Source organism: Pseudomonas sp. PAMC 25886 (assembly GCF_000242655.1).
Lineage (GTDB): Bacteria > Pseudomonadota > Gammaproteobacteria > Pseudomonadales > Pseudomonadaceae > Aquipseudomonas.
Window position 1 is genome coordinate 43,875 of the sequence record NZ_AHHC01000021.1, and the last position, 25,344, is coordinate 69,218.

At 62.2% G+C, this 25,344-nt stretch carries 27 protein-coding genes and 1 pseudogene; 12 read left to right on the forward strand and 16 right to left on the reverse strand.

Translation table 11 applies throughout. The annotated features are described in order from the left end of the window. Positions 1-111: 111 nt before the first annotated feature. On the reverse strand, positions 112-675 hold the full coding sequence (locus MUM_RS0105905) for a mechanosensitive ion channel family protein (protein ID WP_010167981.1): 564 nt from the start codon (positions 673-675) through the stop codon (positions 112-114). After that, positions 675-2,585 carry an ATP-binding cassette domain-containing protein gene (locus MUM_RS0105910; protein ID WP_003208841.1) on the reverse strand — a complete coding sequence of 637 codons (1,911 nt, stop codon included), beginning with the start codon at positions 2,583-2,585 and terminating at the stop codon, positions 675-677. The genes MUM_RS0105905 and MUM_RS0105910 overlap by 1 nt, the downstream gene beginning before the upstream one ends. 50 nt (positions 2,586-2,635) lie before the next feature. On the opposite strand from MUM_RS0105910, the gene MUM_RS0105915 reads away from it, so the two are divergent. Next, positions 2,636-3,097, forward strand: a complete 462-nt coding sequence (locus tag MUM_RS0105915) for a TIGR02444 family protein (RefSeq protein WP_010167982.1) — start codon at positions 2,636-2,638, stop codon at positions 3,095-3,097. Positions 3,098-3,342: 245 nt separating this feature from the next. Here MUM_RS0105915 and MUM_RS1000000133040 read toward each other — a convergent pair. Further along, positions 3,343-4,386 (reverse strand): annotated as a pseudogene (locus tag MUM_RS1000000133040) (AlgP family protein); the annotation flags it as partial. Between the two features lie 192 nt (positions 4,387-4,578). On the opposite strand from MUM_RS1000000133040, the gene MUM_RS0105930 reads away from it, so the two are divergent. Further along, positions 4,579-5,244 carry an FKBP-type peptidyl-prolyl cis-trans isomerase gene (locus MUM_RS0105930; protein ID WP_010167988.1) on the forward strand — a complete coding sequence of 222 codons (666 nt, stop codon included), beginning with the start codon at positions 4,579-4,581 and terminating at the stop codon, positions 5,242-5,244. A 53-nt stretch (positions 5,245-5,297) separates the two neighbouring features. Here MUM_RS0105930 and MUM_RS0105935 read toward each other — a convergent pair whose 3' ends face one another. From MUM_RS0105935 to MUM_RS0105965, 7 genes are all read right to left on the reverse strand, one after another. Continuing rightward, positions 5,298-5,756: an Rsd/AlgQ family anti-sigma factor gene (locus MUM_RS0105935; protein WP_008439329.1), complete on the reverse strand. Its 459-nt coding sequence runs from the start codon at positions 5,754-5,756 to the stop codon at positions 5,298-5,300. A 206-nt stretch (positions 5,757-5,962) separates the two neighbouring features. Then, positions 5,963-6,484 carry a disulfide bond formation protein B gene (locus tag MUM_RS0105940; protein ID WP_010167993.1) on the reverse strand — a complete coding sequence of 174 codons (522 nt, stop codon included), beginning with the start codon at positions 6,482-6,484 and terminating at the stop codon, positions 5,963-5,965. A 237-nt stretch (positions 6,485-6,721) separates the two neighbouring features. Then, entirely contained in the window at positions 6,722-7,963 is a 1,242-nt protein-coding gene (locus MUM_RS0105945; RefSeq protein WP_010167995.1) for a heme biosynthesis protein HemY, read from the reverse strand. Positions 7,964-7,968: 5 nt separating this feature from the next. Further along, positions 7,969-9,084 (reverse strand): uroporphyrinogen-III C-methyltransferase, encoded by a 1,116-nt coding sequence (locus MUM_RS1000000134690; protein WP_010167997.1) that lies wholly within the window; start codon positions 9,082-9,084, stop codon positions 7,969-7,971. 18 nt (positions 9,085-9,102) lie between these two features. Further along, positions 9,103-9,870, reverse strand: coding sequence for a uroporphyrinogen-III synthase (locus tag MUM_RS1000000134695; protein ID WP_010167999.1), 768 nt, complete (start codon positions 9,868-9,870; stop codon positions 9,103-9,105). Further along, positions 9,867-10,808: a hydroxymethylbilane synthase gene (hemC, locus tag MUM_RS0105960; protein ID WP_010168001.1), complete on the reverse strand. Its 942-nt coding sequence runs from the start codon at positions 10,806-10,808 to the stop codon at positions 9,867-9,869. The genes MUM_RS1000000134695 and hemC overlap by 4 nt, the downstream gene beginning before the upstream one ends. A gap of 137 nt (positions 10,809-10,945) precedes the next feature. Beyond that, positions 10,946-11,692, reverse strand: coding sequence for a LytR/AlgR family response regulator transcription factor (locus MUM_RS0105965; RefSeq protein ID WP_010168003.1), 747 nt, complete (start codon positions 11,690-11,692; stop codon positions 10,946-10,948). A gap of 564 nt (positions 11,693-12,256) precedes the next feature. On the opposite strand from MUM_RS0105965, the gene argH reads away from it, so the two are divergent. Continuing rightward, positions 12,257-13,651, forward strand: coding sequence for an argininosuccinate lyase (argH, locus tag MUM_RS0105970; RefSeq protein ID WP_010168005.1), 1,395 nt, complete (start codon positions 12,257-12,259; stop codon positions 13,649-13,651). A gap of 145 nt (positions 13,652-13,796) precedes the next feature. Here the strand turns inward: argH and MUM_RS0105975 are convergent, their stop codons facing one another. Beyond that, the gene (locus tag MUM_RS0105975; protein ID WP_010168007.1) at positions 13,797-14,456 is read right to left on the reverse strand and encodes a glutathione S-transferase family protein; all 660 of its coding nucleotides are present in this window, start codon (positions 14,454-14,456) and stop codon (positions 13,797-13,799) included. Between the two features lie 125 nt (positions 14,457-14,581). Here MUM_RS0105975 and MUM_RS0105980 point away from each other — a divergent pair, with 125 nt between their 5' ends. From MUM_RS0105980 to MUM_RS0105990, 3 genes are all read left to right on the forward strand, one after another. Then, positions 14,582-14,866: a hypothetical protein gene (locus MUM_RS0105980; protein ID WP_010168009.1), complete on the forward strand. Its 285-nt coding sequence runs from the start codon at positions 14,582-14,584 to the stop codon at positions 14,864-14,866. A 148-nt stretch (positions 14,867-15,014) separates the two neighbouring features. Next, complete coding sequence (locus MUM_RS0105985) at positions 15,015-15,263, forward strand: TIGR02647 family protein (RefSeq protein WP_003208812.1); 249 nt, start codon at positions 15,015-15,017, stop codon at positions 15,261-15,263. A gap of 168 nt (positions 15,264-15,431) precedes the next feature. After that, on the forward strand, positions 15,432-18,272 hold the full coding sequence (locus tag MUM_RS0105990) for a class I adenylate cyclase (protein ID WP_010168011.1): 2,841 nt from the start codon (positions 15,432-15,434) through the stop codon (positions 18,270-18,272). An 11-nt stretch (positions 18,273-18,283) separates the two neighbouring features. On the opposite strand, the gene rnk is transcribed toward MUM_RS0105990, so the two are convergent. The 3 genes from rnk to cyaY form a co-directional block, all read right to left on the reverse strand. Next, complete coding sequence (gene rnk / locus MUM_RS0105995) at positions 18,284-18,694, reverse strand: nucleoside diphosphate kinase regulator (protein ID WP_010168013.1); 411 nt, start codon at positions 18,692-18,694, stop codon at positions 18,284-18,286. A 131-nt stretch (positions 18,695-18,825) separates the two neighbouring features. After that, positions 18,826-19,044 carry a DUF1289 domain-containing protein gene (locus MUM_RS0106000; protein WP_010168015.1) on the reverse strand — a complete coding sequence of 73 codons (219 nt, stop codon included), beginning with the start codon at positions 19,042-19,044 and terminating at the stop codon, positions 18,826-18,828. A gap of 2 nt (positions 19,045-19,046) precedes the next feature. Further along, a complete protein-coding gene (cyaY, locus tag MUM_RS0106005; RefSeq protein WP_010168017.1) occupies positions 19,047-19,379 on the reverse strand; it encodes an iron donor protein CyaY in 333 nt (110 codons plus the stop codon). Positions 19,380-19,618: 239 nt separating this feature from the next. Here cyaY and lptM point away from each other — a divergent pair, with 239 nt between their 5' ends. The 6 genes from lptM to MUM_RS0106035 are packed head-to-tail and all read left to right on the forward strand — an operon-like array spanning position 19,619 to position 24,199. Next, on the forward strand, positions 19,619-19,780 hold the full coding sequence (lptM, locus tag MUM_RS1000000133050) for an LPS translocon maturation chaperone LptM (protein WP_003208801.1): 162 nt from the start codon (positions 19,619-19,621) through the stop codon (positions 19,778-19,780). A 9-nt stretch (positions 19,781-19,789) separates the two neighbouring features. Further along, the gene (gene lysA, locus MUM_RS0106015) at positions 19,790-21,037 is read left to right on the forward strand and encodes a diaminopimelate decarboxylase (RefSeq protein WP_010168021.1); all 1,248 of its coding nucleotides are present in this window, start codon (positions 19,790-19,792) and stop codon (positions 21,035-21,037) included. Between the two features lie 4 nt (positions 21,038-21,041). After that, positions 21,042-21,872, forward strand: a complete 831-nt coding sequence (gene dapF, locus MUM_RS0106020) for a diaminopimelate epimerase (protein WP_010168023.1) — start codon at positions 21,042-21,044, stop codon at positions 21,870-21,872. A gap of 13 nt (positions 21,873-21,885) precedes the next feature. After that, positions 21,886-22,602: a DUF484 family protein gene (locus MUM_RS0106025; RefSeq protein ID WP_010168025.1), complete on the forward strand. Its 717-nt coding sequence runs from the start codon at positions 21,886-21,888 to the stop codon at positions 22,600-22,602. A gap of 2 nt (positions 22,603-22,604) precedes the next feature. Continuing rightward, positions 22,605-23,504 carry a tyrosine recombinase XerC gene (xerC, locus tag MUM_RS0106030; RefSeq protein WP_010168027.1) on the forward strand — a complete coding sequence of 300 codons (900 nt, stop codon included), beginning with the start codon at positions 22,605-22,607 and terminating at the stop codon, positions 23,502-23,504. Further along, a complete protein-coding gene (locus tag MUM_RS0106035) occupies positions 23,501-24,199 on the forward strand; it encodes an HAD family hydrolase (protein ID WP_010168029.1) in 699 nt (232 codons plus the stop codon). The genes xerC and MUM_RS0106035 overlap by 4 nt, the downstream gene beginning before the upstream one ends. Positions 24,200-24,403: 204 nt before the next feature. Here MUM_RS0106035 and sutA read toward each other — a convergent pair whose 3' ends face one another. Together sutA and MUM_RS0106045 are read right to left on the reverse strand one after the other, a co-directional pair. After that, complete coding sequence (gene sutA / locus MUM_RS0106040) at positions 24,404-24,730, reverse strand: transcriptional regulator SutA (RefSeq protein ID WP_003208791.1); 327 nt, start codon at positions 24,728-24,730, stop codon at positions 24,404-24,406. A gap of 103 nt (positions 24,731-24,833) precedes the next feature. Beyond that, entirely contained in the window at positions 24,834-25,259 is a 426-nt protein-coding gene (locus MUM_RS0106045) for a secondary thiamine-phosphate synthase enzyme YjbQ (RefSeq protein ID WP_003208787.1), read from the reverse strand. Between the last annotated feature and the right edge of the window lie 85 nt (positions 25,260-25,344).

A 25,344-nucleotide genomic window follows, 5' to 3' on the forward strand; every position in this document is an offset into this window, starting at 1 on the left:
GAGAAATGGCTACAAAAATTTTGGGTTGCGCCTTTGTGGCGAGGGAGCTTGCTCCCGCTGGGCTGCGCAGCGGCCCCAAAAAAAGCCGGGAGCAAGCTCCTTCGCCACAGGTTAAGGCAGCACGTCACTGCCGCGCCAACGGCGCACCGAGCGCTGGAAGAACAGGCTGTTGGGCACCTGCACCATGACGCTGCCCGTTCCGGCCTCTTCGACTTCGATCAGCGTGGTGTAGAGCAGGTTGATCGCCACCACCCGGCCTTTGACGCCGGGCTTGTCGACCGTGTCCACCAATTCGACCACATCACCGAGGCGAAACGGCCCGACGGTAAAAATGAGGATGGCGCACAGCAGGTTGGACAGCACCGACCACATGGCGAAGAACGCCACCGCCGCCACTGCCACAAAGCCCGACAACGCCGTCCACAACACCGTGGCGGACACGCCCAGGCGCTCCAGCACGAATATCAGCGCACTGCCCATGATCAGCCAGCGCAGACCGCCGCGCAGGGGCATCAGCAACTGCGGCGGGAACGGATAACGTTCCCCCAGGCGATTCAGGCATTTGGCGACGAAACGCTGGGCGAAGTAGCCGGCCAGCAGGATCAGCAGAATTTGCACGGCCACCCAGATCGGCGCGACCCATTGTGCCGGCAGCGGCAGTTGCAGCGCTTCCATCAGGACAGCGCCTCCAGCTCCGCCTGCAAGGATTCCAGCAGTTCGAGGGCTTCCATCCAGGTCTCCTCCAACTGCGCTTCACGCACCTTGAGCTTGGCCTGTTCGGCCAGCAAATCGCGCAATTCATCCTTGCGGGCCGGCTCGTACACGGCGCTGTCACCAAGGCTGGTTTCGATCTTCGCCAGCTTCTCGTGGATCTTGCCCAACTCGGCTTCCAGCTTGTCGGCTTCACGCTTGTGCGGGGCCAGTTGCTGGCGCAATGCAGCAGCGGCCTGGCGCTGGGCTTTCTTGTCGGTCTTGTCCGGGTTGACCGGCGTGTTGCTGACCGGCGCGTTGCGCAGGCGGTAGTCCGACAGCCAACGGGCGTAGTCTTCCAGGTCGCCGTCGAATTCCTCGACCTTGCCGTCAGCCACCAGCAGGAAGTTATCGGTCGTGCTCTTGAGCAGGTGCCGATCGTGAGACACCACCAACACCGCGCCGCTGAACTCTTGCAGGGCCATGGTCAGCGCGAGGCGCATTTCCAGGTCCAGGTGGTTGGTCGGTTCATCGAGCAGCAACAGGTTTGGCCGGTCCCAGGCGATCAACGCCAGGGCCAGGCGGGCCTTTTCGCCACCGGAGAAATTCAGCACCGGCTCGTCGATGCGCGCACCACGGAAGTCGAAACCACCGAGGAAGTCCCGCAGGGTCTGTTCGCGCTCGGTCGGCGCCAGGCGTTGCAGGTGCAGCAGCGGGCTGGCCTTGGCATCGAGGGAGTCCAGTTGGTGCTGGGCGAAGTAGCCCACCACCAGGTTCTCACCGCGCACCAGGCGACCGGCCAGGGGCTGCAATTCGCCCGAGAGGTTTTTGATCAGGGTCGACTTGCCCGCCCCGTTGGGGCCGAGCAGGCCGATCCGCGCGCCGGGTGTGAGCTGCAACTTGACCTTCTCAAGGATGGTCTTGTCGCCATAGCCCAGGCGGGCGTCGGACAGGTCCAGCAGCGGGCTGGAAATTTTCACCGACTCGCGGAACACAAAGTCGAACGGTGAATCGACGTGGGCCGCCGACAGTTCTTCCATGCGCTCCAGCGCCTTGATGCGGCTCTGGGCCTGACGGGCCTTGGTGGCCTGGGCCTTGAACCGGGCGATGTAGCTTTCCATGTGCGCGCGTTGCGCCTGCTGCTTCTCGTAGGCCTGCTGTTGCTGGGCCAGACGCTCTGCACGGGCGCGCTCGAAGGCGCTGTAGCCGCCGCGGTACAGGGTGATTTTCTTCTGGTCGACGTGGGCAATGTTGTCCACCACGGCGTCGAGGAAATCCCGGTCGTGGGAAATCAGCAGCAAGGTGCCCGGGTAGCTTTTCAGGAAGTCTTCCAGCCACAGGATCGCATCGAGGTCCAGGTGGTTGGTCGGCTCATCGAGCAGCAACAGGTCTGACGGGCACATCAGCGCCTGGGCCAGGTTCAGGCGCATGCGCCAGCCGCCGGAGAAGTCGGCGACGGGGCGATCCATCTGTTCGTTGGTAAAGCCCAGGCCGGCAAGCATCTTGCGGGCGCGGGCGTCGGCGGTGTAGCCGTCGGCGCTGTCCAGTTCCGAGTGCAGGCGGGCCTGTGCGGCGCCGTCCTGGGCTTTCTCGGCCTCGGCGAGGTCGTGTTGCACCTGGCGCAGGCGCAGGTCGCCATCGAGCACGTAGTCGATCGCAATGCGGTCGAGGGTGTCGATCTCCTGGCGCATATGGGCGATGCGCCAGTCGGCGGGCAGCAGACAATCCCCGGAGTCGGGCGTCAGCTCACCCAGCAGCAAGGCGAACAGCGTGGATTTGCCGGCGCCGTTGGCACCGATCAGGCCGGCTTTGTGACCGGCGTGCAGGGTCAGCTCGGCGTCTTCAAGAAGACGTTGCGGGCCACGCTGTAATGTTAGGCTTTGAAGTCGGATCATAATGGCGGCGGAGTCTACCAGCTTCGTTGGCCGCTGGCTTGGGTGTGAATATGTGCGCTGACCTGTGGAGCTTTGCCCTCTCGACTTACGCCCGCCCGGGCGTCGAGGACGCGTGCCTGCGCTTGCAGGCGCAAGGGGCTGATGTGTGCCTGGTGCTGTGCGGGCTATGGCTGGAGCAACGTGGTGTGGCGCCGCAGCCGTCGCGTTTGCAGGCACTGCGGCAAATAGCCGGGCCGTGGCAGGCCGAGGTGGTTGAACCGCTGCGGCAGGTACGCACGCAATGGCGTTCCATGGCGCAGCACGACGCTGAGCTGGGAGCGTTGCGGGAACAGGTCAAGGCTTTGGAACTGGAAGCAGAGCGGCTGCTCTTATCGCGCCTGGAAGGCGTGGCGCAGGGTTGGCCGTTGGCCGAGGGGGGAACTCAAGCGTGGCTTGAAGGACTGGCGGCCGAGGCCGCCAACCTTGACCACGACGCGCTGCATCAGCTGCGCGCCGCGGTCACCGGCACTTAGGAAGCGCTGGTTGGGGTGACGCTTGGCGCTGCCGGTGCAGGCGTGCTGCTGGCCGGAGCGGTTGGCGCTGCGGTGCTGGCAGCAGGTGCGGCCGGGGTCGCAGGCTTTGCAGCTGGCGTCGCTGGCGTCGCTGGCTTGGCCGGTGCAGGCTTGGCGGCGGCTGGCTTGACCGCTGGTTTTGCAGCAGCTGGCTTGGCGGCTGGCTTGGCAGCAGGTTTTGCGGCGGCTGGTTTAGCCGCTGGCTTGGCAGCTGGTTTCGCAGCAGCAGTTTTAGCAGCCGGCTTGGCGGCTGGTTTTGCAGCAGCTGGTTTAGCCGCTGGCTTGGCTGCCGGTTTCGCAGCAGCAGGTTTAGCAGCCGGCTTGGCAGCTGGTTTCGCAGCAGCAGGTTTAGCTGCTGGCTTGGCAGCTGGTTTCGCAGCAGCAGTTTTAGCAGCCGGTTTGGCAGCTGGTTTCGCAGCAGCAGTTTTAGCAGCCGGTTTGGCAGCTGGTTTCGCAGCAGCAGGCTTAGCCGCTGGCTTGGCTGCCGGTTTCGCAGCAGCAGTTTTAGCAGCTGGCTTGGCTGCCGGTTTGGCAGCAGTAGTTTTAGCGGCTGGCTTCGCAGCCGGTTTCGCGGCAGCAGTTTTAGCAGCTGGCTTGGCCGCCGGTTTTGCAGCAGCAGTTTTAGCGGCTGGCTTGGCAGCTGGTTTTGCAGCAGCAGTTTTAGCAGCTGGCTTGGCCGCCGGTTTTGCAGCAGCAGTTTTAGCGGCTGGCTTGGCAGCAGCCGTTTTGGCAGCCGGTTTGGACGGTGCTTTTACCGCAGGCTTGGTCGCAGCTTTTGCAGGTGCCTTGGCGGCGACTGCCTTGCTGGCTGGCTTTTTCGCCGCGCTGGCTGCCACGGCTTTAGCCGGAGCACGGGTGCTCAGCACTTTGCCGACAGCTTCCTTCACACGACCAACGCCCTGAGCCAGTTTCAGGCTCTCGGAAGCATCACGCTTGAGTTGGGAAATGTAGGTGCGGGTGTCGGATTGACGATCCTTGAGGGCGTCGAGCAAGTCCTCAAGTTCTTTGACGGCGTCCTTGGCTTTGGCTTGTGCCTTGGCTTTGCCAGCGGTCGCTGCGCCTTGCAGTTTGGTACGGGATTTGTGCAGTTTTTCCTGAGCTTTGCCGCGTTGCTTTTCCAGCTTGGCGAGCAACTTCTCAGCATCAGCCAAGGCTTGTGAACAAGCGCTTTCCAAATGTTCGAGCAGGCTGCCCGAAAGTTGTTGGAGCAAATGCAACGGGGTATTTACAGGCTTCTGTTTGGCCGACATGGTTTACCTCCTGGCTGACGTGGGTGCGGCTCATACTAGCCCTCTGCTCTTACCGCCGCTAGGGCATGTTGACAGTATCGATTGGCTTGCGTTGCACCGCACGAAAATTCTTATCGATATAACGAAAAACCACGCCACTTTTTAAGCATTCACACTGGCATAATCCATCGCACTTTCGGCTGGAGAATGCCCATGTCGCGTTACCTTTTTTTAGTGTTGAGCGTGGCGCTTTCAGTGGCCAACGCGAGCGAGAAATCCCCGTCCAAAGATGACCACGACCTGGCCTACAGCCTGGGCGCGAGCCTGGGTGAACGCCTGCGCCAGGAGATGCCGGGCCTGCAAATGGAGGCGTTGATCGACGGCCTCAAACAGGCCTACCAAGGCAAGCCGCTGGCCCTGGACGACACACGCATCGAACAGATTCTTGCCCAGCACGAAGCGCAAAACGCACCAGACAATCGCGCCCCCCAAAGTGAAAAGGCACTCGCGGCCGAGCAACAATTTTTGGCCAGCGAGAAATCCAAAAGTGGTGTGCGCGAATTGGCAGACGGCATCCTGCTGACCGAACTGGCCCCTGGCACCGGGAAAAAGCCGGCGGCCGATGATCGCGTGCAAGTGAATTATGTGGGGCGGTTACCCGACGGGACCGTCTTCGACAAGAGCACACAGCCGCAGTGGTTTCGTCTGGACAGTGTGATCAGCGGCTGGCGCAGCGCGTTGCAACAGATGCCGGTGGGCGCGAAATGGCGCCTGGTGATTCCATCCAGCCAGGCCTATGGCGCTGACGGCGCTGGCGAGTTGATCCCGCCTTATACGCCGCTGGTATTCGAGATCGAATTGCTCGGCGCGGGTGCCTGAACCCCAACGAAAAACGGTGCGCAATGCGCACCGTTTTTTTGTGTTGCGGCGAGTCAGGCCTTGGCCGTCAACTCTTCCTTGTGAGCGTTGTGCAGCACTTCGATCAGGCAATCTTCCAGCTCGAAACGCTCATGAAGCAAACCGCCCAACTCTTTGAATTTTTCTGCAACACACTTGCCGGCATCACACAGGTCATTGAAGGCCAGCAGCTTCTCGGTAATGACGTCGATGCGCGGGTAAATCGTCTCGGCCAGGTCCAGGCCACGTTGATCGTCGAAGGCCTCGGCCTCTTTGGTCAACTGCTCGTAGACACCGAAGTGCCCCGCAGAGACGTAGTCCACCAGTACGCCGCAGAATTCCTGCAATGGCTTGCGGTTCTCGCTTAGCGCTTCGGGCTTGGCACCGAGAGCATCAAAGGCCCGAACCAGTTCGTGACGCGCTTTCAACCAACCATCGATCAGTTTGTGCACCCCACCCCAGCGTTCCTGAGCATTCTGACAACTTTCCAGCATGATGATCTCTCTTCCCTATAGGGGCGCCACCCACTGCCCGCGCAACACTTCAAGGTTAAAGCGGCCACCGGGCAAAGGTGCATCGAACAGTCTGTTTCAATAACGCGTGCGGGCCAGATTATGCCCGCATGACTATGGCATCAAGGTACGCAGGAGAGAAAGTTCATACAAGTGTTTAATCCCTTCCTACAACCAGCGGACACCTGTCAGTGCCGAGCAAGGCCAAAACGCTGGCTTAGCAGCAACCGTGAGAACTGCGCCACGCCAAGGATCAACATGGCGACGAAGAACAGCAGGCTCCACTCGGGAATACTCAAGTCGAACAGCGTCCAGTTGATTTCCACGCAGTCGACGGTGCCCTTGAAGATCAGCGCTACCGTCTCCCGAAGCGACAGGTTCTCGATCATGTATTGGAGGCCGGGCCAACAGGCCGGCAGCTGTTCCGGCGGCGTATTCTGCAGCAGCACCTGCCGTACAGCGGTGATAGCCCCCAGTACGGCGCAACCCATGCTCGCTAGCCAATACAGGTAGATCCCGGACCGCCTGGGCCCGTGAATCGCCGCCACCAGATTGATCAGCGTGAAGGCAGCCACAAGAATGCGTTGCACCTGGCACAGGAAACAAGGACGCAGAAGCGCGGCGTATTCCAGGTAAAAGGACGCGCCCAGCGTCAGCGCACCGGCCAAAAAAGCCAGGAGGAACAGGGAGCGTGAGGGGGCCAAAGACATTGTTTATCCGCAACGCAAGAGATAGGTAGTTACGGTAGAGGAAAGGCCTTACCCCTTTCAATACGCGCCGGAGCAGACGATTCCGCGAGAGCGTAGGGATATCCCGTCAGAAGTGGAGCGATTAAACGCTCGTCTGCGTAGGAGTTTACTACAAGCCGTATTGACTACAGCTATTCGGCGATATTGAAGGGTTGGCAGCAGGACAGTTCTGAGCCAACCCTTACGCTGATTCCTACGTCAAACCCGCGCCGGCACCGGCAGCGGTGCCGCCAGCAAACGCTTGTCCAGCAAGCCCAGGCCTTCCTGGAACAACTGGTTGCTGCGCTCGGTGTCGCCCAACTGTGCCAGCAAGCGTGCCAGTTCGGCGCAGGCTTCGGGGTTGCGTTGTACCTGCAGGCTGCTTTCCAGATAGTCCCGCGCCTTACCCCACAAGCTGTTTTGCAGGCACAGGCGGCCAAGGGTCAGCAGCAGGCTGGCATCGCCCGGATGGTCCTTGAGCCAGCCTTCGGCAAACTTCAACTGCTTCGCCGGGTCGCTGCCACGCAGCAATCCGTAGAGCCTGATCAGGTGGCTGTCGTACTCGCGTTTGAGCGCACCGCGCAGCACTTCTTCGGCCTTGGCGTCCGCGCTCAATTGACGCAGCTGTTCGGCGTAAGCCAGCACCAGTTGCGGCTCCTGGCGCTGGGCCGAAGTCAGTTGCTGCCACGCCCGTTCAAGGGATTGCTGGCCCGCCTCACCCTGCTCTTCGCGCTGGGCCGCCAACGTCAGGTTCTCGCCCCAGGCGCGACGCTCCAGGTCGGCCAACTCGGCAGGTGGCAGTACCTTGTCCTTGCGCAGTTCCGGCAGCAGCCGAATCACCGAAGACCAGTCACCGCGCTGTTGATACAGGCGCTGCAACTGGCGCAGTACCTGGACGTTATGCGGATGACGCTCATGCATGGCTTGCAAGGTGACCAGCGCACCCTCGGTGTCGCCACGGTCCACCTGCAACTGCGCATGACTCAACGCCACCGCCAGTTCGGCCTGGGGCTGGCGCTCAAGCGCGCGCTCCAGCAGGCCGTCTGCCTCTTCATAACGCCCCTGTTCGTTGGCCGCGCGGGCAGCGCCGAGGTAATACAGCAAGGGCTGGCGTTCGGCTTCGGCGGCACGGTGCAAGTGACGCTCGGCACTGGCCCAGCGCCCTTCGGCGAGGTCCATCTGGCCTTGCTCGATGGCGACCTGGACCCGACGGCTGCGATTGCGCCGCGACCACGGATTGACCACACCACCCGAGGTCAGCACCAGGCCCAACAGCGCCCTGACCAGGTAGATCACCAGGCCGATGGCAAACAACGCCACCAGCGTCGACCACAGCCCGGACTCGTAATGCAGCACATGGGGATAGGTAATCAGCACGTAGCCGGTGTGTTTCGAAATGCCCACAGCCAGCGCCAGGGCGATCGCAATCGCCAGCACCAGGATCACGTAGAAACGCTTCATCGGCCTTACTCCTGGGTCGCCGGCTTGCCAGCGGAAGCCTTGGCTTCTTCGGCAGACAGGTGGCGACGGTCAAGGTAAGCCTGCACGGCAGCCAGGCTCGCGGCCAGGTCTGGCGTCACCACCGAGACGGCCTTGGGCTCGAGCTCGGCAATACGCGCCAGCATGGCTTTGCTTTGCGGGTTGTCTTGATTGAAGTTGTCCTGCAACACGCTGCGGGCCTCGCCCAGGGATCGGCTATACACCGCCGGCTCGCCATTGAGCGCTGCCCATTGGGCCTGCTCCAGCGCCAGGCTCAGGGCCAGGCGGACCTGGTTCAGGCCCTGCCCCGCCAAGAGCGGGCGAATGTTGTCATCGGGGTTGAAGTCGATGCGGAAATACCGCGAGATCTGCTCCCACCACTGGCTCCAGCGGCTGTCCGTATCGGTGGTCGGACGGCCCTCATTGGCGGCTTCCGGGAGCTGGTATTCCGGGGCGATAGCCGCCAGTTGCACGACCTGGTCGCGCAAGGCAGCCAGTTGCAGGTACAGCCCGGTGCGGTCCGGCTGTTCGATATTGCGCAGGGCGGCGAGGCTCTTGGCCAACTGCTCACGCGCGGCATAGGAGCCCGGGTCGCTCTGCTCGCGGAGGATTTCGTCAGCGCCCTGGACCAGCGCCTGAGCGCTGTTGATGTCCTGCAAGGCGGAAAGCCGCAGGCTGGCCAGGCGAATCAGGTGCTCGGCTTCGGCCAGGCGCCAGTCCTGCCGGCTGGCCCCCAACACGGTTTCCAGGCGCTGGCTCAAGCGCTGTTGATCACCCTGCAATTGCGCCACCAACCGACGGCGCTCTTCCAGTTCATCAGCGCCCGGCAGTTGCCCCAGGCGTGCCGACAGCTGCTGCTGGCTTTGCTTGAGGCTCTGGGATTGATCGTCCAGGGTTTGCACTTGGCCCAGCTGTTGCTGGCTGCTCGCCTGCAGTGCGCGGACCTGCCAGATCCCCCATCCACCGGCGGCAACGCCAGCAGCACCGAGCAACAGGGCCACGATAGCCAGGCCGTTGCCACGGCGCGGGGCTGTGACCGGGGTCTCAACAGACGCTTCAAGCGCGGGCTGAGCTTCATCTTTAGGCAAGGCTGTTTCGCTCACGTATCCATCCTTTGCGTATTAGAGAGTGGGAACGGAATGACTCCGTAACGCCACTAACAAAGCCGCGGCACTGGCGCCACGACAATCCACAACTTCTTGCGCGCCAGCGGCACGCGCCATCTCGGCGACTCGCGGGCTGGGCACGAACAACGGCAGCCGGGCCACCAGGGGCCAATCTGCGCCGGCCAGGGCTTGCAGGTGTAAAAAACCCTGCCCACTGCTGACCACCACGCCGTTCAAGCGTTCCACGTTTATGCGCCGGGTCAGGGTTGCACTGTCGTAATCCGGCAGGAAACGGCGATACAACTCCAGATAGTCGACACTAGCACCTTGCTCGCGTAAACGCTCAGCCAGCAGCTCTCTGCCGCCCTCGCCCCGCAGGATCAGCACCCGCGCCCCGGGCAGTGCGACAGCCTCGCGCAAGGCGGCCAGCTCAAGCAAGGCCTCACTGTCATCGCCCTGCTCGGGATAGCTGACATCGAGACCGCGGTCGGCCAGCACCTGGGCCGTAGCAGCGCCGACGGTAAACCACGGCAACGCGGGTGGTTGTGGCCAGTGTTGAGCCAACAACTGCAAGCCCAGACGCGCCGCCGGCTTGCTCACCACGATCACTGCGCTATAGCGGTCCAGCGCGCGAAAAGCCGCCTGCTGTTCAGCCGTGACAGGCAGTGCCTCAATCTCCAGCAACGGCAGGCAGCTGCTGAAAATACCCTCCTCGGATAACGTCGCCGCCAGGGCTGCCGACTCCTCGGCAGGCCGCGTCAGCAGCACACGCCATTGCGTCACTGCGGACCGGCCTCGCCGTACACCGCTTGCAGAATGGCACCGGCGCCTTTTTCGAGCAGTTCTTCGGCGACTTTGATGCCAAGGCTGGTCGCCTCGCTTTGCGGCCCGCGAATTTCGGCAGTGAGCAGCAACCCGCCACTCGGGTCGCCCACCAGGCCACGCAGCCAGAGGTTCTCGCCCTCAAGCACGGCGTAGCAGGCGATGGGCACCTGGCAACCACCGTTGAGGTGCTTGTTCAGGGCCCGTTCGGCGGTGACGCGAATTTCGGTGTCGTGGTGGTCCAGAGGCTTGAGCAGCGCATGAATTTCGCTGTCGGCGGTGCGGCATTCGATACCCACGGCGCCCTGCCCGCCAGCCGGCAAGCTGTCTTCGACACTGATGGCCGAGGTGATGCGGTCTTCAAAGCCCAGGCGAATCAAGCCGGCCGCCGCGAGGATGATCGCGTCATATTCACCGGCGTCCAGCTTGGCCAGGCGCGTATTGACGTTGCCCCGCAGGAAGCGGATTTGCAGGTCCGGACGACGGGTCAGCAACTGTGCCTGGCGACGCAGGCTGGAGGTGCCGACGATGCTGCCCAGCGGCAGTTCGTCCAGAGAGGCGTAGGTGTTGGAAACGAAGGCATCGCGCGGGTCTTCTCGCTCGCAGATGCAAAACAGGCCCAGGCCTTCAGGGAAGTCCATGGGCACGTCTTTCATCGAATGCACGGCGATGTCGGCTTCGTTCTCCAGCAGCGCGGTTTCCAGTTCCTTGACGAACAGGCCCTTGCCGCCGATTTTCGACAGTGGCGAATCAAGCAGCTTGTCGCCGCGACTGACCATGGGCACCAGGGACACCTTGAGGCCGGGATGGGCTTGCTCAAGGCGTGCTTTGACGTACTCGGCCTGCCATAAGGCCAGGGCGCTTTTACGGGTGGCGATGCGGATTTCGCGAGAGGACATGGATCAATCCGTACTGAATAGATACGGCAGATAATAACAGCTCAGGCTAATGCGCTTTGATTTGAATCAGCAAGTGCGGGGCCTCCCTGGCCGCGTCGCACCGGGATATGGGGGTGAAGCTCGCGTCAGCCCTCGGGCTAAAGCTGCTGCATCATCTTGCGCACACCGGCGACATGGCGCCGGCTGACGATCAAGGCGTCGCCATTGAGGCCTTTCAGGAACAGCTGAAAATGCCCAAGCGGCGTGCGCTGCAGGCGCTCGATACGCTCGCGGGCCACCAGCGCGTTGCGGTGGATGCGCACAAAGCGGTCGCCAAATTCATCTTCCAGGGCCTTGAGCGGCTCATCGAGCAGCACTTCACCGGCCTCGTGACGCAAGGTCACGTACTTGTGATCGGCGATGAAATAGACCACCTGGTCCAGGGGAATCAGCTCGATGCCCTTGCGGGTACGGGCGCTGATATGGCTGCGCGGCCCGTTGCCGCTTTGCGCTGCGGGCTGGGTCAGGGCGGCGAGCTGGACACGATTGGGGCGTTCGGCCTTCTTCAAGGCGCGAAGCAATGCATCGGCATTGATCGGCTTGACCAGGAAGCTGACACCGCTGGCGTCCAGAGTCTCGGCAGAGAACTCATCCTGGGAAGCGCACAGCACCACCGAAGGCGGCGATTCTCGCTCGCTCAGGCGGGCAGCCACCTGCAAGCCATCAAGGCCCGGCATGCGAATGTCGAGCAAAACGACATCTGGCTTGAGGCTGTCAATAAGGGCCAAGGCTTCCTCGCCACTGGTGGCGTTCGGCTCAAGGACACTGTAACCCTCGAGTTCACTGACCAAACGGCTCAGTCGCTCGCGGGCTTGGGGTTCGTCATCAACGATCAGGACATTCATATTGCGCTGGATTCCTGCGTGAGTCTCGCACAAGGATAGCGTAGACAGGTGCGGTGACTTCCGTCACGGCGATCCACGCTAAGACTAGCGCGAGCGGCAAAAAGTGCCCCGAGAGTGGCACCAATATTTACCCGGACCTGTTCAATCGCGCCCAAAGCCTGCTGCCTTCGGGCATCGTCGTAGGGTTTGCTGATACACAATACGAACACCCCCTCTCTAATGGATAGCCTGGAGTTCGACCTCATCGCCTGGCATTGGTGCAGTGCACCTTCTGTCAGCGCGACGCTCTATCAGTGCAACTGTAGACGCTCGCGAAGACGATATTGCTCAATCGTCAAATATCGTTTCAATAAACACGCTTTGTCAGGCTCAGGACCGCACGTTTTAAACCCCCGTTCGGTCCTGGCTCCAGTCTCGTCCTGCGCGAGGCCGGCGGCAAGGCACTTAGCCATCTTGGAAACAAATAAAAATGCCGCGCCCCGGCATCATCGCCTCCGGGGGCAACCCTGTTATTATCGGCGCCACACTTTCATGCCCTCTTTCCAGCAGATCACGAGCGAATCCATGAGCACCGACAAGACCAACCAGTCCTGGGGCGGCCGCTTCAGTGAACCCGTCGACGCCTTCGTCGCGCGCTTCACCGCCTCCGTCACCTTCGACCAGCGCCTCTACCGCCACGACATCATGGGCTCGATCGCCCACGCCACGATGCTCGCCAAGGTCGGCGTGCTGACCGACGCCGAGCGCGACAGCATCATCGACGGCCTGACCACCATCCGTGGCGAGATCGAAGCCGGCACCTTCGACTGGCGCGTCGACCTGGAAGACGTGCACATGAACATCGAGGCCCGCCTCACCGACCGCATCGGTGTGACCGGCAAGAAACTGCACACCGGTCGCAGCCGTAACGACCAGGTGGCCACCGATATCCGCCTGTGGCTGCGGGACGAGATCGACCTGATCCTGGCGGAAATCACCCGCCTGCAAAAAGGCCTGCTGGAACAGGCAGAGCGTGAATCCGGCACCATCATGCCCGGCTTCACCCACCTGCAAACCGCGCAGCCTGTGACCTTCGGCCACCACCTGCTGGCCTGGTTCGAAATGCTCAGCCGTGACTACGAGCGCCTGGTGGACTGCCGCAAGCGCGCCAACCGCATGCCTCTGGGCAGCGCTGCACTGGCCGGCACCACTTACCCGATCGACCGCGAATACACTGCGCAACTGCTGGGCTTCGACGCCGTGGGCGGCAACTCCCTGGACGGTGTGTCGGACCGTGACTTCGCCATCGAATTCTGCGCCGCGGCCAGCATCGCGATGATGCACCTGTCGCGTTTCTCCGAAGAACTGGTGCTGTGGACCAGCGCGCAATTCCAGTTCATCGACCTGCCGGACCGCTTCTGCACCGGCAGCTCGATCATGCCGCAAAAGAAAAACCCCGACGTGCCGGAACTGGTACGCGGCAAAAGCGGCCGTGTCTTCGGCGCGCTGATGGGCCTGCTGACCCTGATGAAAGGCCAGCCGCTGGCCTACAACAAGGACAACCAGGAAGACAAGGAACCGCTGTTCGACGCCGCCGACACCCTGCGCGACTCGCTGCGGGCCTTTGCCGACATGATCCCGGCGATCAAGCCCAAGCATGCCATCATGCGTGAAGCGGCCCTGCGCGGTTTCTCCACCGCCACCGACCTGGCGGACTACCTGGTACGCCGTGGCCTGCCGTTCCGCGACTGCCACGAAATCGTTGGGCATGCCGTGAAATACGGTGTGGACAGCGGCAAGGACCTGGCGGAAATGAGCCTGGAAGAACTGCGCAAGTTCAGCGACCAGATCGAACAGGACGTGTTTGCTGTGCTGACTCTGGAAGGGTCGGTAAATGCCCGTAACCATATCGGCGGGACTGCGCCGGCGCAGGTGAAGGCGGCCGTTGCTCGCGGCCAGGCATTGCTCGCCAGCCGCTAACCCAAAGGTAAGTACCCCGGCAAATAAGGGCGAACACTGAACCTGTGGCGAGGGAGCTTGCTCCCGTTGGACTGCGCAGCAGTCCCTTTTTTGGGGCCGCTTCGGTGCCCAACGGGAGCAAGCTCCCTCGCCACAAAAGCAGTCTTTATTTCTTGGCAGCAATCATCGCCATAAACGCCGGCATCGCCGCTTCCTTGTCCGCCGCCACCCGCTGGGCATTCGGCAGCGCCTGCAAGCGCGCCAACAAGTCCTTGGCCTTCGGCAACTCAGCCAGCAAGTCCAGCCCGAACAGCTTCCCGGCCACGGCGCAGGCCAGGTCCACGCTGTACACAAAATACAAATCCGCAATCGTGAAGCTGTCCCCCGCCACATACGGCGCGAACTTGCCGTGTCGCCCCAACGATGCGATCCCCAGCAATAACTCCGTCCTGGATTTTTCCTTGATCGCCTCCGGCACCGGCATTCCGAAAAACGCCTCGGCGAAGCACGCCCGGGCTGGCAGTTCGATGTACAACTCAATTTCCCTGCACAACGCCAGCACCTGAGCGCGCTGGAACGCATCGCTCGGCAGCAGCGAACGGCCGCCCTGGGTCTGTTCGAGGTATTCGAGGATCACGCTGGTTTCGTTGATGAACCCTTGCTCGACACCCAGCACCGGCACCTTGCCCCGCGGGCTCACAGCCAGCGCTTCAGGGGTCTGGCCTGCATAGAACGGCACCTCTTCGAAGGGCAGCTCTTTCTCCAGCAGTGCCAGTTTGACCATGTTGTAGTAGTTGCTGACTGAAAATCCATAAAGCTTGAGCATCACAAAGCCTCCAGGCCGTGTACGGGGTTGGCAGCAGTGGTTATAGATCGGGATGCCGCGCCTGACCAGCAGCATCACCCGAGTGAATGGGGGTAGACTGGCGCCCTTTCCTCCAGGAGCCTGCCATGAGCGAGCCAACCGATATCGACAACGACGAAGAAGAGTTCGCCGAGACCACCTTGATTGAAGCGATCGAAAACCAGATCGAAAGCGACAACCCGCCCGCCGCCAAAGCCACGTTCAACAAGCTGACCCTGGTGGGCTACGAGCGCGAAGACATCCTGCAAATGATGGCCCACGTACTCGCCGTCGAAATCGACGCCCTGCTCGAAGAAGACCGCGCTTTCAATACCGAATGGTATGAAACTGCCTTGCGTGCACTGCCCGAGCTGCCGCCCGAGAAGCAATAAGCCCGACACCGCGCTGGCCAGCAAACTCTTGCTGGCCACAATTCTGCCCTACATCAACGCCGCATGAGTTCCGACTGGACAGGCCGCCAAAGTGCGTTCACCTTATGGCTGCTAACGTCTAAAAATTCCTAGAAAGTCTGGAGTCCTTATGTCGTATACCCCTGAGTTGGTTGCCGAACTGGAAATCCTTGCACTCTTCAACCTGGGCAGCTCCCAGGAAGGTCTGAAAGTTCATCAGACTGCCGCTCCCACTGCCATTGCCGCTGCCCGGCGCCTGTTTGATAAAGACCTGATCGACCAGCCAGACGGTGGTTACCTCACCAGCCTCGGCCGGGATGCTGCCGAACACGCACAAAGCCTGCTGACTATTCTGACGACCGCTAAAGAAGCCGCCTGACACCTCGTATCGCCCACGGGATCCTCTTTTCACGGATTCCGCGGGCATTCCCGTGCCCGGGATAAAATTCCGGCGTCAAAAACAAAATCCCTCTAAACCTCCTACGCTACTGGCTGTAAACTCCCCAACGGCCGCCCACGTCGGGCCCTGCGAGCCACCGAGTTCGACATGACCCGCACCCACGAAATCCGCCCCGACCTGGACGAAGGCATCGACCGCAAGGTGCTGGCCCAGTTACGCGCGCGATTTCTGGCCTTGAACGAAGGCCGCATGGCCCGGGCCGTTGAAGGGCTGACGCCGCGCCAGCAAAGCGTCTTGACGCTGCTGCCGCTGTTTTTCCACGTCAATCACCCGCTGCTGCCGGGCTATGTGTCGGGCAGTACGCCGGCCGGCCTGTCGAATTTTGAACCTGATGCGCAAGCCCTGGCCGAGGCCCAGCGCCTGACCCGCACGTTTTCCTACAAGCCTCGGCACGGCAACCCGCCGCGCCCGATTCACGGCCTGTTCCTGATGGGCAGCCTGGGTACGCTGGCCCAGGCCGATCAAAGTGACATGGACGTGTGGGTCTGCCACGCCACCGACCTCAGCGAAAACGAGCTGGCCGAGCTGCGCAAAAAATGCCAATTGCTGGAAACCTGGGCCCTGAGCATGGGTGCCGAGGCGCACTTCTTCCTGATCGAACCGACGCGGTTCATGCAGGGCGAGCGTGACACTCAACTGAGCTCCGAAGACTGCGGCACCAGCCAGCATTACCTGTTGCTGGACGAGTTCTACCGCACCGCCATCTGGCTCGCCGGGCGCACGCCGATCTGGTGGCTGGTGCCGGTGTATGAAGAAACCCGCTACACCGAGTTCACCCATGCGCTGATCTCCAAGCGTTTTATCCGCGCCGATGAAACCCTCGACCTGGGCCACCTCGCCCACATCCCGCCCGGTGAATTTATCGGCGCCGGCCTGTGGCAATTGTTCAAAGGCATCGAATCGCCCTACAAGTCGGTACTCAAACTCCTGCTGACCGAGGTCTACGCCAGCGAGCACCCGAAGGTGCAATGCCTGAGCCTGCGCTTCAAGCGTGCCGTGTTTGCCAACCAGATGGACCTGGACGAGCTGGACCCGTACATCGTGGTCTACCGCCGGATCGAGGAATACCTCAAGGCCCGCAACGAGCCGGAACGCCTGGAACTGGTGCGGCGCGCCCTGTACCTGAAGGTCAACCGCAAGCTCACGGCAGGCCAACGCACCGACCGCTGGCAGCGCTTGCTGCTGGAACGGCTGGCCAATGAGTGGGGTTGGGACCAGCGCCAACTGGCCCTGCTGGACAGCCGCAGCCAATGGAAAGTCCGCCAGGTGGCCTCCGAGCGCCGGGCGCTGGTCAACGAGCTGAACTACAGCTACCGCTTCCTGACTCAGTTTGCCCGCACCGAACAGACCGTCAGCCTGATCAACAAGCGCGACCTCAACGTGCTCGGCCGACGGCTCTACGCGGCGTTCGAGCGCAAGGCCGGCAAGGTCGAGTTCATCAACCCCGGCATTGCCCCGGACCTGGCCGAAGACACCCTGACCCTGGTGCAGTCGCCCAACCGCAAAGAACCCGGCCAGCATCATTGGGGCCTGTACAACGGCAGCCTCACCGCGCTGGAATGGGAGCACTTTGCGCCGATCAAGCGCAGCCGCGACCTGCTGGAGATGCTCACCTGGTGCCACCGCAACGGCGTGATCGACAGCAGCACCCGCCTGGCTCTGCACCCCGGCACCAGCGACATGACCGAGTTCGAGCTGTTCAACCTGCTGGGCAGCCTGCAACAGACAGTCGTCCTGCCCCTGGCCAGCGTCGATGAAGATCGCCTGCTGCGCTCAGCGGTGCCCGAGGAGGTGCTGCTGCTGATCAACGTAGGCGTCGACCCGCTCAAGCACCACCGCGACCTGAACATCCTGATGACCACCGAGCGCACCGACTCCCTGAGTTACGCGGGCGTGCGGGAGAACCTGGTGCTGACCCTGGACCAGGTCACCGTCAACAGCTGGAACGAGGTGATGGTCAGCCGCTACGACGGCCCCCACGCGCTGCTCGACTGCCTGCGGGATTACCTCAATCAATTGCCGGCCGACCACTTGCCGCGGTTGCGGGTGCGCTGCTTCTGCCACAACCGCGCGCAATTCATTGCTCAGCGCGTGGAAGAAATCTTCGACACCGCGCAAAACCTGCTGCTGGGCCAGGAGAACCACCGCTATCTGGTGCAAGTGCAACAGCACTACCACGTGATGGAGCTGACGCCCGGCCAAGCCAACCACGTGTCGTTGGCGACCCAGGACGCGCTGATCGCCTACCTCAGCGAAGAACAGGCCGGCTACAGCCCGCTGCACCTGGACAGCATGGCCCTGGAAGACCATGACCTGGCGCTGCTGCTGCCCATGGGCCTGCCCGATTGCGTGCAGGTGTTCTACCGGATCAACGACGGGGTTGCCGAGCTGTACGTGCTGGATGAATTCAACGCGCTCTGGCAGCAGCGCCTGCCGTTTCACGACGAGCAAAGCCTGTTGGTGCCTTTGCAGCGTTTCCTGCAATCGATCATTTATCGCCGCGACGCGCTAATGCCGCTGGACCCGCACCAGCCGCTCGGCGCGGTGCAACTCCTGTATTACCAGCTATTGCCGTCCGGCAGCGGCCGCGCACGCCGGGCCGAACCGCGCCCTGCGCCGCAAACCCCGGCCAACAAGCCGTTCTACGACGTGCAGGCGATTATCGGCAAGGCAGCACCGGGCCAGGTGGGTATCACCTTGTACTGCAATCAACGGGAGTTTTCCGAGCTGGAATTTGGCGACCAACTGTTTGCGGTGGTCGCCCAGGAAATCGTCGGGCAGCGCCAGGAGGCCGAGCGCTACCGCTGCTACATCACCGATCTGGACCTGTCCGGCCTGCTCGGTGATGTTCAAAGCCCGAGCAATCTGTACCTGCGCTACAAGGCTGATCTGGAACTGGCGCTCAATGAGGCGCTGAACCAGGTTTAAAGCGGCCCGGCTTAAAGAGAGAACGCGCCGCCGTCTTTTGGCTGGCCTTCAACACTGAGCAATTCAAGCTTGAGGGTCTTGCCACCCGGTGCGGGCCAGTCGATGTGCTGGCCGACTTGCAGGCCCAGCAACGCGCTGCCCACCGGCGCCAGGATCGAGATTTTGCCTTCGTCGGCGTTCGCGTCCTTGGGGTAGACCAGGGTCAGGTGATAGTCCTTGCCGCTGCCTTGCTCACGGCAATGCACGCTGGAGTTCATGGTCACGACAGTTGCAGGCACTTCATCGTGGCCAACCACTTCTTCGGCGCGATCGAGTTCGTGTTGCAGGGCTTCAACGCCCGGCGATGCCTCGCCGACACGGTCGATCAGTTGCTCAAGACGCTGCACGTCAAGACGGGTGAGGATGATGGAAGGTGCGGTCATGATTCAGGCAGACTCCTTTTTTCTGCACAAAAAAGCAAAACCCCGCCAGGAAAAGGCGGGGTTCTCACGGACCTCGATGAGTTGAGGTGTACCCGGACACTACCACAGCACAATAAATAAACAAGACGGCCTCAGGCGCAGGCCTTGCGCTGCTCGGCCTGGGCGACGATCACGCGGCGCCGCGCATCATCGGCAGAGCGCCATTCACGGATGTCTTCCACGTGGCGGAAGCAACCGAGGCAGACTTTGTGCTCATCCAGCCGACATAAACTGATACAAGGTGACGGCACCGCCGGGCTGACATTGCTGAACAGCGGCTTGGGCGGGCGTACGGGTGCGGGCTGCGTCACGATCAGATCTCGTCGAAGTCCAGCTCGACGCCGGCTTGTTCCTGGGTGAGGCGCGCGAGCATTTCGCTCAGCAGCTCATCGGTGGTGTCGTGGGTCCAGCGATTTTCTTCCTCATCGTAATCGAAGTGAAAACCACCGGAACGCGCCGCCAGCCAGAGCTGACGCAGAGGCTCCTGGCGGCTGAAAATCAGCTGGGTGCCATTTTCAAACTTGACGGTCAGCACACCGGCCGAGTTCTCCAGGTCCACATCCAGACCGCTGTCGTCGAAAATATCCTCCAGCGCTTGCTGGGTCGAATCCACCAGGTCGTGAAAACGGGCTTCGGTCAAACTCATTGTGGGAACCTCAAAAAGTGTCTGGTCTCGCTCAAGCGCCGCACAATACGGACGCACCATCATGATTGCAAAGGATACCGATTTCATTACCCGAAGCCGTGTGAATTATCCTCGATTGATGTAAGCGCAATCGCGACACACTCGGCAAAGCCCCGCCGGACGGGTATTGCGGCGCATAGGCAATCTGGTGGGTCGTCGGTATACTCGGGCGCAATTAATGCATATTCAAGGATTTCGCCATGAAGCGCCTGATCTCTTCCCTTGCTGCGCTCGTCGCGGTCGCTTGCCTCGTTAGTGCCTGTGGTCAAAAAGGCCCGCTGTACCTGCCCGATGACAGCAAAGACCCGAATGAACAGGCGCAATCGTCGCAGACCAAAGCGCACAAGCACGACACTTACTAAGGGAACACCATGGACGCTTTTAACTACCGGGACGGCGAGCTGTTCGCGGAAGGTGTCGCGCTGTCCGCCATTGCCGGGCGCTTTGGTACCCCGACCTACGTGTATTCCCGTGCCCACATCGAAGCGCAATACCGCTCCTTTGCCGATGCGCTGGAAGGCACGCCGAGCCTGGTGTGCTTCGCCGTAAAAGCCAACTCCAACCTGGGCGTGCTCAATGTCCTGGCGCGCCTTGGCGCCGGTTTCGACATTGTGTCCCGGGGCGAGCTTGAGCGTGTACTGGCCGCCGGCGGCAAGGCTGACAAGATCGTGTTCTCCGGCGTCGGCAAGAGCCGCGAAGACATGCGCCGCGCCCTGGAAGTGGGCGTGCACTGCTTCAACGTCGAATCCACCGACGAGCTGGAGCGCCTGCAAGTGGTGGCCGCCGAGATGGGCGTTCGCGCGCCGATCTCCCTGCGGGTCAACCCGGACGTGGACGCCGGCACTCACCCGTACATTTCCACCGGTCTCAAAGAGAACAAGTTCGGCATCGCCATTGCCGACGCCGAGGACGTGTACATCCGCGCCGCCCAGTTGCCGAACCTGGAAGTCTTGGGCGTCGACTGCCATATCGGCTCGCAACTCACCAGCCTGCCACCGTTCCTCGATGCCCTCGACCGCCTGCTGGCGCTGATCGACCGCCTCGGCGAATGCGGCATCTACCTGCACCACATCGACCTCGGTGGCGGCGTGGGCGTGCGCTATCGCGATGAAGAGCCACCGCTGGTGAGCGACTACATCAAGGCCGTGCGCGAGCGTACCGAAGGCCGCGACCTGACGCTGATGTTCGAGCCGGGCCGCTACATCGTCGCCAACGCCGGCCTGTTGCTGACCCAGGTCGAGTACCTCAAGCACACCGAGCACAAGGATTTCGCCATTGTCGACGCGGCGATGAACGACCTGATCCGCCCGGCGCTGTACCAGGCCTGGATGGACGTGACGGCCGTCAAGCCACGTGCTGGTGAAGGCCGCACGTACGACGTCGTCGGCCCGATCTGCGAGACGGGCGACTTCCTGGCCAAGGAACGCCAACTGGCCCTGGAAGAGGGCGACCTGCTGGCCGTGCACTCGGCCGGTGCCTACGGGTTTGTCATGAGTTCCAACTACAACACCCGCGGGCGTACCGCCGAGGTGCTGGTGGACGGTGATCAAGCGTTTGAAGTGCGTCGCCGCGAGACGGTAGCCGAGTTGTTTGCTGGCGAAAGCCTGCTGCCGGAGTAAGGTCATGCTGCTGCGTTTTACCAAGATGCACGGGCTGGGCAACGACTTCATGGTCCTCGACCTGGTCAGCCAGCATGCGCACATCCTGCCCAAGCACGCCAAGCTGTGGGGCGACCGTCACACCGGCGTCGGCTTCGACCAGTTGCTGCTGGTGGAAGCACCGAGCAACCCGGAAGTGGATTTCCGTTACCGGATCTTCAACTCCGACGGCTCCGAAGTGGAACAGTGCGGCAACGGTGCCCGCTGTTTCGCCCGCTTTGTGCTGGACAAGCGCCTGACCGCCAAGCGGCAGATTCGCGTCGAGACCAAAAGCGGCATCATCGAGCTGGATATTCGCAGCGACGGCCAGATCGGCGTCAACATGGGCGCCCCACGGCTGGTGCCGGCGGACATTCCGTTCCAGGCCCCCGAGCAGGCGCTGAGCTACCCGGTGGACGTGGACGGCAAGACCGTCAACCTGGCCGCCGTGTCCATGGGCAACCCCCACGCCGTGCTGCGGGTGGATGACATCAACAGCGCACCGGTTCACGAACTGGGGCCGAAGATCGAAAACCACCCGCGCTTTCCGGCGCGGGTTAATGTGGGTTTCCTGCAGGTCATCGACCGTTCCCGTGCGCAGTTGCGCGTCTGGGAACGCGGTGCCGGTGAAACCCAGGCCTGCGGCACCGGTGCTTGCGCCGCTGCCGTAGCCGCGATCAGCCAGGGGTGGATGGATTCGCCGCTGCTGATCGACCTGCCCGGCGGACGTTTGTCCATCGAATGGGCAGGCCCCGGCCAACCGGTGAAAATGACCGGCCCGGCCACCCGCGTCTACGAAGGACAGGTCCGTCTATGAGTGAGCAAATCTAATGACTGATAAGCCTCAAGTACCCGCGAAAGCATCCCCAAGCGAAAGTCTGGAGGCCGCAGCCGTTGCGGCGTATCTAGAGGCTAATCCGGACTTCTTCGTCGAACACGAAGAACTGCTGCCGGCCCTGCGCATTCCCCACCAGCGCGGCGACACCGTGTCGCTGGTGGAGCGGCAGATGAAGATCCTGCGCGAGCGCAATATCGAAATGCGCCATCGGCTCTCGCAGCTGATGGACGTGGCTCGCGACAATGACCGCCTGTTCGACAAGACCCGCCGCCTGGTCCTGACCCTGATGGACGCCGCCAGCCTGGAAGAAGCGGTGATTGCCGTGGAAGACAGCCTGCGCCAGGACTTCCAGGTGCCCTTTGTCAGCCTGATCCTGTTCAGCGACAACCCGATGCCGGTGGGTCGCTGGGTCAGTGGCAGCGACGCCCAGACTGCCATTGGCGGGCTGCTGTCCGAAGGCAAGACCATCAGCGGCACCCTGCGTGAGCACGAGCTGGACTTCCTGTTTGGCGCCGAGCAGCGCCAGCAGATCGGCTCTACCGCCGTGGTCGCCCTCAGTCATCAAGGCTTGCATGGCGTGTTGGCCATCGCCAGCCGCGATCCACAGCACTACAAAAGTTCGGTGGGCACGCTGTTCCTGAGCTATATCGCCGAAGTGCTGGGCCGCGTCCTGCCACGCTTCACCACCGCCCTGCGCGCGGTGCGCTAGCCATGGAACGACAACTGGACGCCTACTGCGCTCACCTGCGCAGCGAGCGCCAGGTGTCGCCGCATACCCTGGAAGCCTACCGACGGGACTTGAACAAGGTCCTGGCGTTCTGCGAGAAACATCACATCAGCAGCTGGAAGGCCCTGGACATCCAGGGCTTGCGCAGCCTGATCGCCCGACTGCACCAGCAAGGCCAATCCTCCCGCAGCCTGGCACGCCTGCTGTCGGCGGTGCGCGGCCTCTATCACTACCTGAACCGCGAAGGCCTGTGCGACCACGACCCGGCCAACGGCCTGGCGCCGCCCAAGGGCGAACGCCGCCTGCCCAAGACCCTCGACACGGATCGCGCCCTGCAATTGCTCGATGGCGCCGTGGAAGATGACTTCCTGGCCCATCGCGACCAGGCGATCCTCGAACTGTTCTATTCCTCGGGCCTGCGCCTGTCGGAGCTGACCGGCCTCAACCTCGATCAACTGGACCTGGCGGATGGCCTGGTGCAGGTGCTCGGCAAAGGCAGCAAGACCCGCGTATTGCCGGTGGGCAGGAAGGCCCGCGAAGCCCTGCTGCTCTGGCTGCCCCTGCGCGCCCTGGCCAACCCGGCGGATGACGCCGTGTTTATCAGCCAGCAAGGCCGGCGGCTCGGGCCACGGGCCATTCAGGTACGGGTCAAGGCCGCCGGCGAGCGCGAACTGGGGCAAAACCTGCACCCGCACATGCTGCGGCACTCTTTTGCCAGCCACTTGCTGGAGTCGTCCCAGGACCTGCGCGCGGTGCAGGAGTTGCTGGGTCACTCGGACATCAAGACCACCCAGATCTACACCCACCTGGACTTCCAGCACCTGGCAACGGTGTACGACAGCGCCCATCCACGGGCCAAACGCATTAAGGGCAGTGACTCATGAACATCAAGCTGATCACCTTCGACCTGGACGACACGCTCTGGGATAACGTGCCAGTCATCATCAGCGCCGAGGCGTCGATGCGCGAGTGGCTGGCGACCCATGCCACCAAGGTGGGCGACTTGCCCCTGGAGAAATTCGCCAGCCTTCGCCAGCAGGTTCTGGAGCGGCATCCCGAACTCAAATATCGCATCAGCGTGTTGCGCCACAAGGTGCTGCAGCACGCCTTCGAGGAGGCCGGATACCCGTTGCCGGAAGCGGCGCAGATGGCGGATGTGTGCTTTGAAGCGTTCATCCACGCGCGCCACCAGCTCACGGTGTTTCCCGAGGCCGAGCCGATGTTGCAAGCGTTGCGCCGCGACTATCTGCTGGGCGTGATCACCAACGGCAACGCCGATGTGCAGCGTGTGGGGCTGGCGGACTACTTCCACTTTGCACTGCGGGCTGAAGACATCGGTATCGCCAAGCCGGATGCACGGTTGTTCCAGGAAGCCTTGCAGCGCGGTGGCGTAGAGCCGGGCGCGGCAGTGCACGTCGGGGATCATCCCGGGGATGACATTGCCGGTGCGCAGCAGGCGGGGCTGCGGGCGGTGTGGTTCAACCCAGCGGGCAAGGCCTGGGAAGCGCAAAAGCGCCCGGACGCCGAGATTCGCAGCCTGACTGAATTGCCAGCTCTCCTCGCCCGCTGGAACGCATAACCTGATGATGAAGGGCTTTTGTGGCGAGGGAGCTTGCTCCCGTTGGGCTGCGAAGCGGCCCCAGCTTTTGCGACTGCTTCGCAGTCGAGCGGGAGCAAGCTCCCTCGCCACACACACTCTTCAGTATCAGCCCCAACGCTTTTGTTTCACCCATGAAAAAGCCCGCAGCGACGGCGGGCTTTTTCAGCAAGCAAACAGCAGGCCTTAGATAGGCCGGCTGCCGTACTTGTTATCAGGCTTCTTCGGTGGATCTGCCACCACGTTAGCCTCGACTTCCTGCACTTTGCCGCCTTTAGCGAGGAACTCTTCCATCGCACGGGCCAGCGCATCGCGCTCTTTGTTCTTGGCTTCTACGCTCGGCAGTTCGTCAACCGACACCGCAGCCTTGGCCTTGCCCTTGGCTGCCGGGACCGGTGCATCGTCGCCACCGTCGTCGTCAGCCACGTCTTCGGCAGCCGCCTCAAGACCTTCTTCGGTTTCGTCGTCGTCGCCTACTTCGAGGTCGTCGTTTTCCAGATCATCGTCGCTCATGTTCTACCTCATGACTTGCGAAAAGCAGATTAGTTATAGCCCAGCTTCGCCACCTGTCGACGGCGGCCGGAAAAAAATCAACATCCACCGGTTAACCAGTGGCTTATGCCCCATCACCGTGCAAGGTGGCGAGGACTTTACGAGCACCGCCATGATCACGGTGCTCGCCCAGATAAACACCTTGCCAGGTTCCCATCGCCAAGCGGCCGGCCCTTACCGGCAAACTCAGCTGGCAGCCCAGGAGACTGGCCTTGAAGTGCGCCGGCAGATCATCCGGACCTTCGTCGTTGTGTTCATATCCCGCCGTGCCTTGCGGCACCAGCGCATTGAAAAAACGCTCGAAGTCACGGCGAACCGCCGGGTCGGCATTCTCGTTGACCGTCAACGAGGCCGAGGTGTGCTGCAGCCACAAATGCAACAGGCCCACCCGACAGGCCTTCAATTCAGGCAGGCCGGCGAGCAACTCGTCCGTTACCAGATGAAAGCCCCGGGGCTTGGCCCGCAGGGTTATCAGGGTCTGTTGCCACATACAGTTCTCCGCCCATCGGCGCGCATTCTAGCGCGCTCAGGGAAAAAACAAAGTGCCGAATACGCCTACATGCCTGTAAGACATT